The 16,038-nt window shown below is 41.7% G+C and carries 15 protein-coding genes, 2 pseudogenes and 1 other annotated feature; of the genes and pseudogenes, 3 read left to right on the top strand and 14 right to left on the bottom strand.

Features of this window, described 5'->3' with window-relative positions; all coding sequences use genetic code 11:
* Position 1: 1 nt before the first annotated feature.
* The 6 genes from ACT17O_RS04145 to ACT17O_RS04120 all read right to left on the bottom strand — a co-directional run bounded on the left by ACT17O_RS04145 (position 2) and on the right by ACT17O_RS04120 (position 4,955).
* Positions 2-481 (bottom strand): VanZ family protein, encoded by a 480-nt coding sequence (locus ACT17O_RS04145; RefSeq protein WP_181186855.1) that lies wholly within the window; start codon positions 479-481, stop codon positions 2-4.
* A 1-nt stretch (position 482) separates the two neighbouring features.
* Entirely contained in the window at positions 483-1,568 is a 1,086-nt protein-coding gene (rlmN, locus tag ACT17O_RS04140; protein ID WP_000804762.1) for a 23S rRNA (adenine(2503)-C(2))-methyltransferase RlmN, read from the bottom strand.
* A gap of 20 nt (positions 1,569-1,588) precedes the next feature.
* Positions 1,589-2,119, bottom strand: a complete 531-nt coding sequence (locus ACT17O_RS04135) for a YutD family protein (protein WP_444817799.1) — start codon at positions 2,117-2,119, stop codon at positions 1,589-1,591.
* Between the two features lie 154 nt (positions 2,120-2,273).
* Positions 2,274-2,879, bottom strand: a complete 606-nt coding sequence (sodA, locus tag ACT17O_RS04130; protein WP_000974733.1) for a superoxide dismutase SodA — start codon at positions 2,877-2,879, stop codon at positions 2,274-2,276.
* A gap of 69 nt (positions 2,880-2,948) precedes the next feature.
* Positions 2,949-3,986 (bottom strand): DNA polymerase III subunit delta, encoded by a 1,038-nt coding sequence (gene holA / locus ACT17O_RS04125; RefSeq protein ID WP_444817798.1) that lies wholly within the window; start codon positions 3,984-3,986, stop codon positions 2,949-2,951.
* A 33-nt stretch (positions 3,987-4,019) separates the two neighbouring features.
* Positions 4,020-4,955, bottom strand: a complete 936-nt coding sequence (locus ACT17O_RS04120; RefSeq protein WP_444817797.1) for a dihydroorotate oxidase — start codon at positions 4,953-4,955, stop codon at positions 4,020-4,022.
* A 205-nt stretch (positions 4,956-5,160) separates the two neighbouring features.
* Between ACT17O_RS04120 and gdhA the strand changes: the two genes are divergently transcribed.
* The 3 genes and pseudogenes from gdhA to ACT17O_RS04105 form a co-directional block, all read left to right on the top strand.
* Positions 5,161-6,507 carry an NADP-specific glutamate dehydrogenase gene (gdhA, locus tag ACT17O_RS04115; RefSeq protein WP_000199519.1) on the top strand — a complete coding sequence of 449 codons (1,347 nt, stop codon included), beginning with the start codon at positions 5,161-5,163 and terminating at the stop codon, positions 6,505-6,507.
* 31 nt (positions 6,508-6,538) lie between these two features.
* Positions 6,539-7,024 carry a GNAT family N-acetyltransferase gene (locus tag ACT17O_RS04110; protein ID WP_444817856.1) on the top strand — a complete coding sequence of 162 codons (486 nt, stop codon included), beginning with the start codon at positions 6,539-6,541 and terminating at the stop codon, positions 7,022-7,024.
* Positions 7,025-7,039: 15 nt separating this feature from the next.
* A pseudogene (locus ACT17O_RS04105) lies at positions 7,040-7,189 on the top strand (NADP-specific glutamate dehydrogenase); the annotation flags it as partial.
* A gap of 50 nt (positions 7,190-7,239) precedes the next feature.
* Here ACT17O_RS04105 and ACT17O_RS04100 read toward each other — a convergent pair.
* The 8 genes and pseudogenes from ACT17O_RS04100 to msrB form a co-directional block, all read right to left on the bottom strand.
* On the bottom strand, positions 7,240-7,608 hold the full coding sequence (locus tag ACT17O_RS04100; RefSeq protein WP_061586880.1) for an EXLDI protein: 369 nt from the start codon (positions 7,606-7,608) through the stop codon (positions 7,240-7,242).
* A 62-nt stretch (positions 7,609-7,670) separates the two neighbouring features.
* Positions 7,671-8,554, bottom strand: a pseudogene (locus ACT17O_RS04095) (DUF2268 domain-containing protein).
* Positions 8,555-8,966: 412 nt separating this feature from the next.
* Positions 8,967-9,335, bottom strand: a complete 369-nt coding sequence (gene rplL, locus ACT17O_RS04090) for a 50S ribosomal protein L7/L12 (RefSeq protein ID WP_001196964.1) — start codon at positions 9,333-9,335, stop codon at positions 8,967-8,969.
* A 74-nt stretch (positions 9,336-9,409) separates the two neighbouring features.
* Positions 9,410-9,910, bottom strand: a complete 501-nt coding sequence (rplJ, locus tag ACT17O_RS04085; protein WP_001287274.1) for a 50S ribosomal protein L10 — start codon at positions 9,908-9,910, stop codon at positions 9,410-9,412.
* Between the two features lie 38 nt (positions 9,911-9,948).
* Positions 9,949-10,084, bottom strand: a sequence feature (ribosomal protein L10 leader region).
* Between the two features lie 61 nt (positions 10,085-10,145).
* Positions 10,146-11,405 (bottom strand): TRZ/ATZ family protein, encoded by a 1,260-nt coding sequence (locus ACT17O_RS04080; protein ID WP_444817796.1) that lies wholly within the window; start codon positions 11,403-11,405, stop codon positions 10,146-10,148.
* A gap of 100 nt (positions 11,406-11,505) precedes the next feature.
* The gene (locus tag ACT17O_RS04075) at positions 11,506-13,254 is read right to left on the bottom strand and encodes an ABC transporter ATP-binding protein (RefSeq protein ID WP_444817795.1); all 1,749 of its coding nucleotides are present in this window, start codon (positions 13,252-13,254) and stop codon (positions 11,506-11,508) included.
* A 1-nt stretch (position 13,255) separates the two neighbouring features.
* Positions 13,256-14,980 carry an ABC transporter ATP-binding protein gene (locus ACT17O_RS04070; RefSeq protein WP_444817794.1) on the bottom strand — a complete coding sequence of 575 codons (1,725 nt, stop codon included), beginning with the start codon at positions 14,978-14,980 and terminating at the stop codon, positions 13,256-13,258.
* Positions 14,981-15,039: 59 nt separating this feature from the next.
* Positions 15,040-15,978: a peptide-methionine (R)-S-oxide reductase MsrB gene (gene msrB / locus ACT17O_RS04065; protein ID WP_444817793.1), complete on the bottom strand. Its 939-nt coding sequence runs from the start codon at positions 15,976-15,978 to the stop codon at positions 15,040-15,042.
* Positions 15,979-16,038: the final 60 nt, after the last annotated feature.

Genomic DNA, 16,038 nt, shown 5'->3' with positions numbered 1-16,038 from the left:
TCTAATTCCTTATCTTGTTTTTATGCAGTCCTTTATAGAGGACCCAAGCCAGATAGCCTCCCAGGGTATTGGTCCACAAATCATCAATCTCAAAGACCCGATTAAAGTCGAATAAAAAATCTAAAACTAGTTGCGTGCACTCAATTCCTAGACTCAGTAGAAAACTGAGAAAGATGATTTTTTTCGTTTGTCGTAAATTTGGACAGAGATAAATCAGTTGAAAGACTAGTGGGAAAAGCAAGAAGACATTTAAAATGTTCTGCAAAAAGATCCAAAGGACTTGTCCCAAACTAGTCACTTCACCCAGATTCCAAAGGGAGTTTAAGGGAGTTAAAAGAAAAACCAGGCGTCCAAAAGTTTGAATACCTGGAGTTTCCACTCCTGTAGGAAGTTGAGGCTGGGGAGTGAAGCAAAAACAGACAATGCAAAGGCTGTAAATAGCCACTCCCAATTTCAAGATTAATTCTCTTTTTTTAGTCATTTTATGGATTTACCGCTGCAACTGCCTTCTGGCGGTCACGTTTCATTGTATTGGAGCGCAATTGTCCACAAGCTGCATCAATATCTGTACCATGCTCTTGACGGACAACACAGTTGACCCCTTTTTTCTTGAGGGTATCGTAGAAGGCCATCACGCGCTCTTTGGGACTACGGCTATATTGGTCATGTTCACTAACTGGGTTATAGGGAATCAAGTTGACATATGACAATTTCTTGATGTTTTTGAGCAATTCAGCCAATTCCAAGGCTTGTTCAACACCGTCGTTGACTTCATTGAGCATGATATATTCAAAGGTCACACGGCGATTGGTTGTTTCGATATAGTACTCAATAGCTGCAAAGAGCTTTTCAATCGGAAAGGCACGGTTAATCTTCATGATGCTTGAGCGCAATTCATTATTGGGTGCGTGAAGAGACACAGCCAGATTGACCTGTACGCCTTCATTAGCAAAGTCACGAATTTTATGGGCCAAACCTGAGGTTGAAACAGTGATGTGACGAGCACCGATAGCCATTCCCTTGTCATCATTGATGGTACGGACAAAATTCAAAACATTGTTGTAATTATCAAATGGTTCACCAATTCCCATAACAACGATATGGCTGACACGTTCATCCTGACCACGTTCATCAAAATATTTCTGAACTAGCATGATCTGCGCTACGATTTCCCCGTTATTGAGGTCACGTTGTTTCTTGATCAAGCCTGATGCACAGAAGGTACAACCAATATTACAGCCAACCTGAGTGGTCACACAGACTGACAAACCATAGTGTTGACGCATGAGTACTGTCTCAATCAACATGCCATCTGGCAACTCGAAAAGATACTTAACGGTACCGTCAGCTGACTCTTGTACAATCCGTTGTTTCAATGGATTGACCACAAACTGGTCATTGAGCTTGGCAATCAAATCCTTGGAAAGGTTGGTCATTTCTTCAAATGACTGGACACGTTTACGGTAGAGCCATTCCCAGATTTGATCTGCTCGGAATTTCTTTTCTCCCTGTTCTAATACCCATTCTTGCATGGTTTGACGTGTTAAACTATAAATAGACGGTTTCATCTCTTCTCCTTATTCTCTATCTATTTCTGACGAATGACAAAATGGCGCTGTCCCTTGTCCTCTTTCTGAGACTTTTGCTCCTTATGACGACGTCTATTTCGCTTATCCGCATTTGGTTTTCTCTTGTTTTGCGAAGATTTCTTCCCTCTTCTAGGAAGGTTTTCCTCCTCTTTTTTACGCATTTTTTTGTCAAATGAAGCCCGTTTCGGTGCTTGGTTTTCTAGGACAAAATAAGCACAACCATAACTACAATACTCTAAAAGATAATCCTGTAAGCGACTGATTTTTTCAATTTTTTCCTCTGTTCGGTCGTCTTTATAAAAGCCACGTAGACGGAGCTGTTCATTGCTCCAGTCCCCCACGACATAATCAAACTTGGTCAACACTTCTGAAAAGCGTTGATTAAAGACTGTCACATCGAAGGCATCCTTGATATTTTCAACCAAGGTAAAAGCAATCCCTTCAGTCTCAACCTTATCCCCATTTACATGAAATTCTGGGCCAGGAAACTTGTTATAGTTGTATAATTCAGGTGCAATTTCTTTACGCATAGTCTTCCTTTTCCACGATTACTTAACACTCTATTTTACCATAATTTCTAACAGTTAGCACGTTTCTCATAAAAATGAAAAAAGTCTGACGATTTTGTCAGACTTCTGCTTTATAACCTTAAAAAGAGAAGATTGACTCTTCCCTCCATATTTTTTATTTAGCTGCTGCGTAAAGCTCATCTACTTTGTTCCAGTTGATGACTGAGAAGAAAGCTTTGATGTAGTCAGGACGCACGTTGCGGTATTTCACGTAGTAAGCATGTTCCCAAACGTCCAAGCCCAAGATTGGTTTTTTACCTTCTGAGATTGGTGTATCTTGGTTTGCTGTTGAAGTTACTTCAAGCTTCCCTTCTTTGTTGACAACCAACCATGCCCAGCCAGAACCAAAGCGAGTTGTAGCTGCTGCTGTAAAGGCTGCTTGGAATTCTTCAAATGAACCAAATGTTGCATCGATTGCTGCTGCAAGTTCTGCTGAAGGAGCAGTCTTTTCAGGAGTCATCAATTCCCAGAAAAGAGCGTGGTTCAAGTGTCCACCACCATTGTTGATAAGTGCTTGACGGATATCAGCTGGGATAGATTCTACATCAGCAAGCAAAGCTTCAAGATCTTCACCGATTTCAGGGTGTTTTTCAAGCGCTGCATTTGCATTGTTGACATAAGTTTGGTGGTGTTTGTCATGGTGCAAGTGCATTGTTTCTGCATCGATGTATGGTTCCAAAGCGTCGTATGCGTATGGAAGGTCTGGTAAGATAATAGCCATCTGTAATACCTCTTTTTCTTTCTATATGAAAATGATAACGCAATCATCCTCTTTTTTCAAGTTTTTTGCTCAATTTGCTTCTGCCGCGATCTGCAAAAGTGCCTTTTCAAACAGGTACCCTTTTTCATAGACACCTGTCTTAATCTGGTAGTCTGTTTCAATCAAATAAGAAATCGCTCGCTTGAGAAAGGCAATGGAAATCCCTCTCGAATCTCTCAATGCAAACTTGATTTGATAAGGATTAGGATTGCGCCCCAAATAAGTTCCCAGACTGCTTGCAATCTGCGATTCCGTCTGACCAGTCTCTGATAAAATCTTCACTTGGGTAAAGGTACGAAACTGTCCTAACATGACAGCTATGAGCTTGATCTCATCCTCCCCTTGCAAGGTCAAGTCTCTAACCAGGTCACGGGCCAGGTCAATCTTCTTAACTAAAATAAGCTGAGTCAAATCAAAAATATTGTCCTGCAGAGTCTTTGGAATAGCCTCGACAATATCCTTCTCCTCAATCACGCCGTCTGACTTATAAGACTGCAAAAAAAGGAGATTTTTCTGGATTTCACTAAATTGAAAACCAGATTTGAGAAGTAGATTTTCAAAGGATTGCCCCACAAACTGCAGACCTTGTGTCTGACTCCACTTTTGGAAATACTGGCGCAATTCTTGTTCTTTGGCTTCTATTGCATCAAAAACCTTGGCATCACGCTTAAGTAATTTAACCAACCTTCTCTTGCTATCCAGTTTTCCTTCCGCAAAGATCAACAACTTGGTTGTTGGCGAAGGGTTATCAAGGTATGCCTCAAACGAATTGAGCTCATCATCTGCTAAAAAGCGTTTCTTGGCTGTTGTGATATCGACAAAATGGTCTAATATTACGATTTTCTCATCCGCAAAGAAGGGGAGACTGACCAACTCCAACTCTAAGTCTTTATAGGCTACTTCTTTCATATCAAAGTAAGCAAAGTTGAGATCAGCTGGATCATAACCAATCTGCTTCAACACTTGACTCTTCATAACTTCAAACTGGCCCTGGTCTGTCCCTGTAAATAGGTTCAAGCTAGATAGATTTGATAAAGTCAACGTCTGACTGTCTTCAATGGCAAGCATCTTCTCTCCTTTCTTCTTGCTTTTCTATTTTGTTTAGTCAATATAACGCAATTTCCCACGGAAATCTTCTAGGTTCTCATAACCTTTTTCTTCCATGATTTCTTTTAGTTCATTGGTAATGCGTTCAAAAGCACCTACGCCTTCTTTGTGAAGAGTAGTCCCTACTTGCACCATACTCGCACCGCAGAGGATGTGTTCAAAGGCATCACGACCCGTTAGAACACCACCCGTTCCGATGATTTGGATTTGCGGATTTAAGCGTTGATAGAAAGCATGGACATTAGCGAGAGCAGTCGGTTTGATATACTCTCCACCAATCCCACCAAAACCATTTTTAGGACGAATAACGACAGACTCGTCTTCTATATAAAGGCCGTTTCCGATAGAGTTCACACAGTTAACAAACTTGAGCGGATATTTGTTGAAAATAGCTGCTGCTTGGTCAAAGTGAACAATATCAAAATAAGGTGGCAATTTAATCCCAAGAGGTTTGGTAAAGTAGGCAAATACTTCTGCCAAGATACGGTCTGTTGTCTCAAAATCATAAGCAATCTGAGGTTTTCCTGGAACATTTGGACAAGAGAGATTAAGCTCTGTCAGTCCTTTGAATTCACTCTCTTGAACTTTTTTCAAGATGGTATGTGTTTCTTCTGGAGACATGCCGACTAGGGAAAGGAAGAAAGTTCGGTTTGGTTCTTTTTCCTGCAAGTCCAAAAGATAGTCCAGATAGTAGTCTAAGCCATTATTTGGCAAGCCCATAGAGTTGATAGAACCAAGTGGAACATCCTGGTAACGTGGTTCAGGATTTCCCTGACGAAAGTCCAAGGTCGCAGTCTTCGTAACAAAAGTACCGGCTGCTGAATTTTTGACCCCTTCAAGCTCCTCTATCGTCATACAAGCAACACCCGCAGCATTCATCAAGCAATTGTCAAACTCAAAGCCAGCTATTTGTGTTTTCGTTGATACCATGATTCTGATCCTCCAGATTCCTTTTATTTCTAATATTATACCATACTTTAAGATTTTCTCTTTGAGAAACTAATTTCTATAAAAAACGTTCGGTTTTGTAAATTGAAAGAATTTTTAGAAAATTTCTGTTTTTTTCTTTACACTCAAAAAAAATTCTGCTATAATGGCTCATGTAATAAAATATAACAACAAAAAGGAGAACGATATGACATCTGCTAAAGACTATATCCAAAGCGTGTTTGCAACTGTGAAAGCTCGTAACGGGCATGAGGCTGAATTTCTCCAGGCGGTTGAAGAATTCTTCAGCACTTTGGAACCTGTATTTGAAAAACACCCTGAGTACATCGAAGAAAACATCTTGGCACGCATCACTGAGCCTGAGCGCGTGATTTCTTTCCGTGTTCCTTGGGTTGACCGTGAAGGTAAAGTCCAAGTCAACCGTGGTTACCGTGTTCAATTCAACTCAGCTGTTGGACCATATAAAGGCGGACTTCGTTTCCACCCAACTGTAAACCAAGGGATTTTGAAATTCCTCGGTTTCGAACAAATCTTTAAAAACGTTTTGACTGGACTTCCAATCGGTGGAGGTAAAGGTGGATCAGACTTCGATCCTAAAGGGAAGACTGATGCTGAAGTGATGCGCTTCTGCCAAAGCTTCATGACTGAATTGCAAAAATACATCGGACCATCACTTGACGTACCTGCTGGTGATATCGGTGTTGGAGGACGCGAAATTGGTTACCTTTACGGACAATACAAACGTCTCAACCAATTTGATGCGGGTGTCTTGACTGGTAAACCTCTTGGATTTGGTGGTAGCTTGATTCGTCCAGAAGCAACTGGTTATGGATTGGTTTACTATACTGAAGAAATGCTCAAAGCTAATGGTAACAGTTTTGCTGGTAAGAAAGTGGTTATTTCAGGTTCTGGTAACGTAGCTCAATACGCTCTTCAAAAAGCGACTGAACTCGGTGCAACTGTTATCTCTGTATCTGACTCAAATGGTTATGTCATCGACGAAAATGGTATTGACTTCGATCTTTTGGTTGATGTTAAAGAAAAACGCCGTGCTCGTTTGACTGAGTATGCAGCTGAGAAAGCAACTGCAACTTACCATGAAGGTTCTGTATGGACTTACGCTGGTAACTACGACATCGCTCTTCCATGTGCGACTCAAAACGAAATCAATGGTGACGCAGCTAAACGTTTGGTTGCTCAAGGCGTTATCTGTGTATCTGAAGGTGCTAACATGCCTAGTGACCTTGATGCGATTAAAGTCTACAAAGAAAACGGAATCCTTTACGGACCTGCCAAAGCTGCTAACGCTGGTGGTGTAGCTGTATCAGCGCTTGAAATGAGCCAAAACAGCCTTCGCCTCTCATGGACACGTGAAGAAGTTGATGGACGCCTCAAAGACATCATGACAAACATCTTCAACACAGCTAAAACAACTGCTGAAACATACGGACTTGGTACTGACTACCTTGCAGGAGCAAATATCGCTGCCTTCGAAAACGTAGCAAACGCTATGATTGCACAAGGTATTGTTTAATTAATCGATACATCCTATCGGAGGACAAATGATGAACTTACGGCCAATGGAAGTGAGAGATAATCCAGCTGTAGCGCAACTCATTCGAGCTAGTCTTGAAGAATTCGGGCTTGACAAACCAGGAACTGTCTACTTTGATTCTCATCTAGATCATTTGGCCGACTACTATCAACAGCAAGAGAGAGCAGCTTACTTTATTCTGGAAGATGAAGGTCAGCTGGTTGGCTGTGGTGGCTTTGCACCTGTGTCTGATAAGATTGCTGAATTACAAAAACTGTATGTCACTAAAAATAGCCGTGGCAAAGGTTATTCCAGTAGGTTGATAAAGCGGATATTCCAGGAAGCCCGTCTGGCTGGTTATGAACAGCTTTATCTAGAAACCTCTACTGAACTGGCTACTGCTGTGGCCATCTATCAACACTATGGTTTCACATCACTGCAAGAACCACTTTCTAACGCCGCCGGCCACCCAGCTATGAATATCTGGATGATAAAATCCCTCTCATCAGATGAATAGATATTAGTATACTCTGGTCGACTTGAAGACATCAGGATCAAGATCCTCAACACAGCTAAAACAACTGCTGAAACATACGGACTCGGTACTGCTTACCTTGCAGGTGCAAATATCGCTGCCTTTGAAAATGTAGCCAAGGCTATGATTGCACAAGGTATTGTTTAAGCACTATCAAACTAGAATAAATCCGACTGCTTATAAAAGCAGCCGGATTTTTATATATCTAATTTTTCAAAAAATTTGCCTGCAGACTGCTTTTCTTTTAGCTTCTCCAGCAGCTCATTTTCCAGAAAAGGGCTTAGTTCGTCAAAATCTTGGCAAACCTTAAAAACCGTCTCTCTATCCATTTGACCATAAGCTAATTCATAATAGTCCTTATGATGATGCCAGTTCTGGTCATAGTTGACATCTGTTCGCTGATAGTAAACGATATTCTGCTTCGGTGTCAGGTAAAGCTTCTGTGTTAGAATACTTTTCTGATCTTTGGACAACTTGCTACGACTGAAAATCTTAACACCTTGAAAGATCTTGCGCTCATGGATACTTTGATTTGTAACTTTTAATTCAATTCTTTTATAATGCATACTATCACCTCCAGAAATTACCTACATTATATCAGATTCTGGCAGATTATCAAGCCAAAGTGTCATTTCCAAAAGTCTTTAGTCGCCTCTAAAATCTCTTCTGTAGGCGTCACTGTTGCTTCAATAATAGTCTTGCCAGTCATTTTCAGATAGGCTTGTATCAGATGATAGCCATAAGCATAGCCTGCAGCATAAGGCATTCCAACTGGCATCTGACCCTGTATCTTAGCTATTTCATCACCGTAGAGATATGGTGCCATTTCCGCCATCCCCGTTAGCTGAAGCTGACTTGAGATGATGGGCTTAATCTCTTCTAACTGCTCTGGACTGGTTGAAGTGACCCAAGGCCCAATGAGATCTTTGCCATAGAGCTCAGCAGCAAAAGACTCTGCCAATCCTTCACTGACTACCCAGTCTGCTAGTGTCGTCTGCTGGTTCCATTTGACAAATTGAAAGCGGACATTGTGATTGCACTCGTGAGCCAACGCAGCCTGCACACGTGGTAAAGTATAGTCATTTGGTAGCAGACTAAGCATGAGGTAGCCTGGAATTCCGCCATCTCCGCTATAACCCTTATTGAGCTGTAGCCCAATAAAATAGTAAAATGGTAATCCTCAACATCTAAGTCATAGCCAGCCTGCTCAAAAAGCCCAATACTCCTCTTGATGGTATCTTGACAATCCTGCCAGAGTTGATCAGAGCTCAGAGCGTCGATAGCCGGTCTATCCTTTTCTGATAGAGTTCCGGGCAACTGATTCATAAAGCCAGGTAGGAATAGAGCATCAAATCCTCCAGGGTACTTTGCTTTCAAAGGGATGTGTTGCGTTTGGTATTTCATTGCAAAAGGTGCTAATATTTTAGCTCGAAAGAGACCTTCTCTCTTTTCTAAAGGAAGCTCGAGCATCTCCTGATAAACTTTATCTGAACGAATCATATTGATTTGCATAATAATCTCCTTTCTTATCTACTATTAGTATAATCCCTTACCTAGGGTCAGAGTCAAGAAGAAAATTGAAATATCTATTAAAATTTCATTGAAATTACCTCAAACCGTTCGAAAATTACTTTCAATAAAGTTCTTTAATACTGAGATTATAATATCCGGAGTATCAATAAATTAAAAACTTACTTTTCTACTGTTCATAGGAATGATGATACTAGAAAAAAATAAATCCTGAAGGGTAAAAACTTGTATCATTTTTTATGGAAAGCCTATTATTCAAAACTTGTTTGTCTCCTAGATAAACTATATAATTAGTTCGCCCCTTTTTTGCCCCTTCTTAAACCAAAAGAAAAAACCGCTACTCCTAAGAATAGCGGTTTTATATGTTTTTTAAGCTACAAATGTAGTTGCTCTATTATTTAAGAGTAACTGAAGCTCCAGCTTCTTCCAATTTAGCTTTGATTTCTTCAGCTTCTGCAGTTGGAACGCCTTCTTTGATGACACCTGGTGCACCATCAACAAGTTCTTTAGCTTCTTTAAGTCCAAGACCAGTGATTTCACGTACAACTTTGATAACGCCAACTTTTTTGTCACCAGCAGCTGTCAACTCAACATCAAATGAGTCTTTAGCAGCACCAGCGTCAGCAGCACCAGCTGCAGCAACAGCTACAGGAGCAGCTGCAGTTACACCAAATTCTTCTTCGATAGCTTTTACAAGGTCGTTCAATTCAAGGATTGAAGCTTCTTTAATTTCAGCAATAATGTTTTCAATGTTCAATGCCATTGTTATTTCCTCCAAATAAGTTTTAAATTTTATAATATTTTTTTCGTAGCTAGGCTACGCTGCGTAGCTTAAGATTAAGCTGCGTCTTCTTTGTTGTCTGCAACCGCTTTGACTGCAAGAGCAACGTTGCGCACTGGCGCTTGAAGTACAGAAAGGAGCATAGAAAGAAGTCCTTCGCGGTTTGGAAGAGTTGCAAGAGCAACGATTTCTTCTTTAGATGCGACAGCGCCTTCGATTGCACCACCTTTGATTTCAAGTGCTTCAGCGTTTTTAGCAAAATCGTTCAAGATTTTCGCTGGTGCGATAACATCTTCGTTAGAAAATGCTACTGCAGATGGTCCAACAAATACTGATGCAAGATCTTCAAGACCAGCTTTTTCAGCTGCACGACGCAAGATTGAGTTTTTAATGACTTTATACTCAACTTCGCTTCCACGAAGCTCACGACGAAGAACTGTATCTTGCTCAACTGTCAAACCACGAGCGTCTACAACGACGATAGATGCAGCAGCTTTCATTTTTTCAGCTACTACGTCAACTAGTTCCGCTTTTTTAGCAATAATTGCTTCACTCATTAGTGTGTTCACCTCCGTAATTATTTTGCTTGGGGAATTTTTCCAAAAGAAAAACGCGCCCAAACCTAGACACGAAAGTACAATACGCTTCTTTTTACATGATACGTTTTGTCCTCGGTAGGATATTTATGAGTCGAGCTCCCCTACTGTCTTAGGCAGTTTTTTCAAACCGTATATAAGTATAGCATAGACAAAAAAAGAATGCAAGATTTTTGCAAACTTTTTTTAAATTTTTTTAAATCTTTACTGTCAAAACTTTGCCTTGCTTAACCACCTGTTCTCCAGCGATATAAACATCATCAACATCACTGGATTTGACAGCATAAACCAGGTGAGAGAGCATATTTTCCTGAGGTTGAAGATGGATTTTTCCTTGTGGTTGAATGACCAGAAAATCTGCCTGTTTGCCGACTTCTAGGCTTCCTATCTGTCCTTCCATTCCAAGAACCTTAGCACCCTCTATCGTCAGAGCTTTGAGGGCTGTTTCAATAGGAAATTGGCTGGCATCTCCACTTTTCATCTTTTGAAGAAGGGCTGCAGTCCGTCCTTCCTCAAACATATCAAGATTGTTATTAGAAGCAACCGAGTCAGTCGCAATTCCGACTGCTACTCCTGCTTTTTGCAGTTGGATGATTGGAGCGATCCCTGAGGCCAGTTTGAGGTTACTAATAGGATTATGGGCGATAGCCACATGAGAAGTTGCCAAGCGTTCAATTTCTCTCTCGTTTAATTCGACCCCGTGAGCAAAGACAGACGGATGATCTAAGTAACCTAGTTCTTCTAGAAATGCGAGGGGGCGTTTGCCGTATCGTTTGAGGATAATTCCTGATTCCTCCTTGGTCTCCGCCACATGAATATGGATAGGAATGTCCAGCTCTTTTGCCATATCTAAGCTCGCTTCCAGTAAATCTTTACTACAGCTGTAGGGAGAATGAGGGGCTACCATAACCTTGAAATTTGGATTTTCATATCCTAAGATTTTCTCAATGATGGCACGTGTTCTGCTTATGGTCTCAGCAGTTGTTTCTGCCTCTGAAGAAAAGAGGGTCGGTGAGAAATAACAACGCATCTTGAAAGCCTTGACTGCCTGATAAATTTGCTCAATATCCACACCATTGGGATTATACATATCGTTGAAGGTTGTTGTCCCTGACTGGAGCATCTCTGTCAGAGCTTCTTTGACTGCCTTGGTAGTCATATCGGGAGTAAATCCAGCTTCTGCTGGCCAGATATAGTCATTGAGCCATTCATGGAGATTACTATCATCCCGAATCCCTCGCAAGCCTGTCATAGCAGAATGGGTGTGGCAATTGACCAAACCAGGCATGATCCAGGCTCCCTGATAGTCTATAATCTGCTCAGCTTGCTCTAAAATCTCTGGCTCCTCTTGGCCGACATAGACGATTTGAGAGTCCTTAACGGCTAAGACACCATCCAAATAAATATGGAAATCTTGATCACAAGTCACGATATTTACATGCTGATAGACTTTCATTGTTTTCTCCTTCTAAGACCCTGATTTTTCTAGCTATTGTAACAAAAAAGTCACCCGAAGGCAACTTTTTTTCGTTCATAAGATTTTAAAATAGAAAGGATTATTCAGAGCTAAAAGTTGCAGCTTTCTGCATTTGGTAATACTTGCCCTTTCTAGCCATGAGGTCCTGATGGTTACCATACTCAACAATATCTCCATCTACCAAGACAAGAATCAAATCCGCATCCTGAATAGTTGACAAACGGTGAGCAATGATAAAGCTTGTACGTCCCTTCATGAGTTTGGCAAAGGCATCCTGAACAAGCACTTCTGTCCGTGTATCGATGGAAGAAGTCGCCTCGTCTAAGATAAGAATCTTTGGGATAGCTAGAAAGACTCGAGCGATGGTCAAGAGCTGGGCTTGCCCAACAGAGAGAGATTCTCCTGCATTTTCCAACTTGGTATCGTATCCCTGTGGCAACTGTTGGATGAAAAAGTCTGCGTTGGCTGCTTTGGCAGCAGCAATCACCTGCTCCCGACTAGCGTCAGGATTTCCAAAGGCAATATTGTCATGAATGGTTCCTTGCTTGAGCCAGGTTTCCTGGAGCACCATGCCAAACTGCTGTCTCAATGACGCTCGGGTATAGTCGTAAATGGAACGACCGTCTAGCAAGATATCTCCCGAGTTAATAGGATAAAAACGCATGAGGAGATTGATAAGAGTTGACTTACCAGCACCTGTCGGACCAACGATGGCCACCTTGCTACCAGCTGGGATATCGATAGACAAATCCTTAATCAAGATTTTTTCAGGATGGTAGCCAAAAGAAACATGTTTAAAGGAAATGGCTCCCTTCACTTGGTCACTGGTCAAGACTTCCTTACCTGTTTCAGACACCTCAGGACTTTCTAAGACAGCATAGACGCGCTCTGCACAAGCGAGAGCACTTTGCAACTCGGCTAAAACAGAAGAAATATCATTAAAGGGCTTGGTGTACTGTTGGACGTAATTCAAAAAAGTCACTAAACGTCCGATGGTCAAGGTGGACCCCATCATGATACGATAGGCTCCCACTCCAGCAAGAAGGGCATAAATGAGCGCATTGACAAAGCGTGTCGAAGGATTAACCGTTGATGAATAAAAGATGGCTGACTGAGAATAACCTGCGTAGTTGGCATTCGCCTCGTGCAGTCTTTGGATAAACTCTGTTTGAGCATTGAAGGACTGGATAATAGTTTGCTGGCTAAGCGATTCTTCAATCAACTGAGTCTGAATCCCCCTGGTCTCTGTTTGCTTCTGAAAGAGATGATAGGACCGTTTGGCAATAAAGCGTGAAATCACCATAGACAGTGGCGTCAACAGCAAGACCAAGAGGGTCATGAGAAGGTGAATTTGGAGCATGGCTAGAATACTAACCAAAATCATCAAAACACCAATGAAAAATTGATTGAAAATCATGGTTAAGCCGGCTGCCAGCTGTTCTATGTCTGTGGTCACACGACTAACCATCTCTCCACTACCCTGTCGATCCACAAAAGCAATCGGTAAACGATGGAGCTTATGAATAATTCGCTCTCGCAAATCTTTAGTATAAGAGAAGATTAGACGATTATAGAGGAGAGGATTGACCCATTGTACCAGAGTATTTCCTATGACTACCAAGATCATCTGGATGAAAATTTGCCAAAAAACTGGTGAAGAACCAGCCACTAGAACTTGGTCAATGACCTGTCCAATCAGAATAGGTAGGTAAATTGATAAGCCAACTTGGGCAATAGTTCCTAGAAAGGCTAGGAAAAGGAGGAAAGGATGGCTTGCTAAATCTTTTGCCAAACGTTTGAGCGTCTGGTTTGCAGTTTGTCGTCTCATATTAGTCCTCCTTTCCATGTTGGGATGCATTAATTTCACGATAGACTTGACTAGTCTTTATCAAATCCTCATGCTTGCCCACAGCTAGTAACTCACCTTTTTCCAAGAGGAGAATTTGGTCAGCTATCTGAAGTGTCGAAGTTCGTTGAGAAATCAAGATTAAGCTTGTATTTGGCAAATTTTCTCGGATAGCTTTCAAAAGCTTGGACTCAGTGATGGTGTCGAGGGCTGAGGTCGCATCGTCTAGGATGAGAAATGGAGCTTGTCGCAAGACTGCACGTGCGATAGACAGCCTTTGTTTTTGTCCGCCTGAGAAATTTCTCCCTCCTGCCTCAACTAGGGCGTTCAAGAGCCCTTCCTTTTCACTGACAAAATCCTTAGCTTGCGCAATCTCCAAGGCTAGCCAGAGTTGCTGGTCAGATACTTCTTGATTGAAACCTAGAGTCAAGTTGGAACGAATAGTTCCTTTAAAAAGTTCGACTTTTTGAGGTACATAGGCAATCCAAGACCGCCACTGCTCCAAATTACGAGGACTACGCCCATCTCGATAAAGGTCAATGCTTCCCTTATCTGCTGGATAAAGACCAAGTAAGACTTGCACCAAGCTTGATTTACCAGAACCCGTTCCCCCGATGATACCAAGGATTTGCCCTTGAGTCATATTAAAGGAAATGTCTCTCAGAGAAGCTTGAGCCGCATCGGGATAGGTAAAGGTTAATTCTTTGACTTGCAAAACCTTATTGGTAGTAACTTTCTTTTGTTCTAATTCTGAATGAATATCTTCGGGAGACTCTGCAAAGACTTCCTCGATTCGCTTGGCTGAGATGTAGGACTGGTTGAGGGAATTGATCAGCATAGCTAGCTTAACCAATTCCACCAAGATTTGCAAGAGGTAGTTGATAAGGGCAATCAGGGCACCTTGACTGAGTAAACCTCCTTGAATTGAAATATATCCCTGCCAGATGATTACGAGAAGAGTTCCATTAACAATCAGATAGGTCAGAGGTGTTAACAAACTAGACCAGAAACCCGTCTTTTCTTGCAATCTAGCATAAACTTGGTTAAGAGTTTGAAAAATCTGTAACTCTCGTTTTTCTTGTCCAAAAGCACGAATAACTCGCATCCCTTGCAATTGCTGGCGCGTTTCCTGAACCAGCTGATCCGTTTTTTTTCTCAGACTACTGTAGAGAGGATTGACCAGTCGAGAGAGACCTACAATAACAATCGTCAAAATGACAACCATAACTAAGAACCAGAAAGTCAGCTCAGCCGAGATGCGATAGGCCATAAAAATGGCTCCAAAAACGATAATAGGAGCTCGCAAAAAGAGGCGCAGGAATTGATTGATCCCAGTCTGAATCTGGTAAGTATCCGAAGTCAAGCGAGTCACCAAGCTAGAAGTTGTCAAACGATCTCTGCTATCCTTGGGTAGGGAAAGAATATGACGATAAAGGTCGTCTGTCAGTTCTTTGGCAAACCCAACCGCTGCCTTGGCTGAGTAAAACTGGGCTACCAAGGCCACTAAAACACCAATCACTGCAAAGATAAGGAGCAGGCCAATCTGCATCCAGAGATGGCCTTGATCTCTCTGGGGCAAGGACTGGTCAACAATCCCAGCAATCACCATGGGAACCAAGAGTTCAAAAACAGCTTCTAGCAGCTTGAACAGGGGTGCTAGAATCGACTCTTTGATGTAGGGTTTGAAGTAAGATAGTAAGTGTTTCATAAATCCCTTCTATTCTTATTCTGGAAATGAAGAAAGTGGGAAGCCCCACCCTCTCAGTTTTATTTGTTTAAGTAAGGTAATAGATAGCCATATCCTGCTTTGTCCATCTCATCCTTGGATACAAAGCGCAAGGATGCAGAATTAATACAGTAACGCAGGCCACCTAACTCCCGAGGTCCATCTGTGAAAACATGACCCAAGTGAGCATTTCCTGACCGAGAACGAACCTCGATTCGCTCCATTCCATGGCTCAAATCCTTGTAATAGTGAATTAATTCCTTAGAAATCGGACGACTAAAACTTGGCCAACCACAACCTGAGGCAAACTTATCCTTAGCAAAAAAGAGTGGCTCCCCTGTCGTGATGTCTACATAAATCCCCTCTTCAAAAGTTTGGTCATAAGCATTACTAAATGGAGCCTCTGTAGCAGCTTCTTGCGTAACACGATAAGACTCTTCAGTTAAGCTTTCCTTTAACACCTCTTGACTAGGCTTTTCATAGTTTGAGGCGTCAATCAATGGCTTCTCAGCATCGGTCACATCGATATGACAATAACCTGAAGGATTTTTCTTGAGATAGTCTTGATGGTAGTCTTCTGCTAATATGTAGTGGCGAAGTTTCTCCACCTCTACTGCAATCTTTCGACCCAGCATGCGCTCCTGCTCCTGCACCACTGTGTAGATAGCTGGCAAGTCTGCTTCATCCTGATAATAGATTCCCGTTCGATATTGGCGACCACAGTCATTCCCCTGCTGGTTAATAGACAATGGATCAATAACACGGAAATAATAAAGCAAAATCTCTCTGAGTGACACAGCTTTCTCATCATAAATTACTTGAACCGTTTCTGCATGGTCTGTTTCCTTGAGTAGCTGGTAATTAGTTGTTTCGACTTGGCCATTAGCGTAGCCGACACTGGTTGCCAGCACTCCAGAAATACGTGAAAAATACTCCTCTAGACCCCAAAAACAACCACCTGCTAGATAAATTTCTGCCATCTTTATTTCTCCTTTATCAAGTTTTTAACTAATACTCTTCGAAAATCTCTTCAAACCACG

It is taken from the genome of Streptococcus sp. HJ1, from assembly GCF_052399005.1.
Classification (GTDB): Bacteria; Bacillota; Bacilli; order Lactobacillales; family Streptococcaceae; genus Streptococcus.
This window is presented reverse-complemented; position numbering and strand designations above follow the sequence as displayed.

Excerpts from the sequence above, each read along its gene's own strand:
- ACT17O_RS04145 (WP_181186855.1), bottom strand. The coding sequence starts at position 481 with ATGACTAAAAAAAGAGAATTAATCTTGAAATTGGGAGTGGCTATTTAC.
- rlmN (WP_000804762.1), bottom strand. The coding sequence starts at position 1,568 with ATGAAACCGTCTATTTATAGTTTAACACGTCAAACCATGCAAGAATGG.
- ACT17O_RS04135 (WP_444817799.1), bottom strand. The coding sequence starts at position 2,119 with ATGCGTAAAGAAATTGCACCTGAATTATACAACTATAACAAGTTTCCT.
- sodA (WP_000974733.1), bottom strand. The coding sequence starts at position 2,879 with ATGGCTATTATCTTACCAGACCTTCCATACGCATACGACGCTTTGGAA.
- holA (WP_444817798.1), bottom strand. The coding sequence starts at position 3,986 with ATGCTTGCCATTGAAGACAGTCAGACGTTGACTTTATCAAATCTATCT.
- ACT17O_RS04120 (WP_444817797.1), bottom strand. The coding sequence starts at position 4,955 with ATGGTATCAACGAAAACACAAATAGCTGGCTTTGAGTTTGACAATTGC.
- gdhA (WP_000199519.1), top strand. The coding sequence starts at position 5,161 with ATGACATCTGCTAAAGACTATATCCAAAGCGTGTTTGCAACTGTGAAA.
- ACT17O_RS04110 (WP_444817856.1), top strand. The coding sequence starts at position 6,539 with ATGAACTTACGGCCAATGGAAGTGAGAGATAATCCAGCTGTAGCGCAA.
- ACT17O_RS04100 (WP_061586880.1), bottom strand. The coding sequence starts at position 7,608 with ATGCATTATAAAAGAATTGAATTAAAAGTTACAAATCAAAGTATCCAT.
- rplL (WP_001196964.1), bottom strand. The coding sequence starts at position 9,335 with ATGGCATTGAACATTGAAAACATTATTGCTGAAATTAAAGAAGCTTCA.
- rplJ (WP_001287274.1), bottom strand. The coding sequence starts at position 9,910 with ATGAGTGAAGCAATTATTGCTAAAAAAGCGGAACTAGTTGACGTAGTA.
- ACT17O_RS04080 (WP_444817796.1), bottom strand. The coding sequence starts at position 11,405 with ATGAAAGTCTATCAGCATGTAAATATCGTGACTTGTGATCAAGATTTC.
- ACT17O_RS04075 (WP_444817795.1), bottom strand. The coding sequence starts at position 13,254 with ATGAGACGACAAACTGCAAACCAGACGCTCAAACGTTTGGCAAAAGAT.
- ACT17O_RS04070 (WP_444817794.1), bottom strand. The coding sequence starts at position 14,980 with ATGAAACACTTACTATCTTACTTCAAACCCTACATCAAAGAGTCGATT.
- msrB (WP_444817793.1), bottom strand. The coding sequence starts at position 15,978 with ATGGCAGAAATTTATCTAGCAGGTGGTTGTTTTTGGGGTCTAGAGGAG.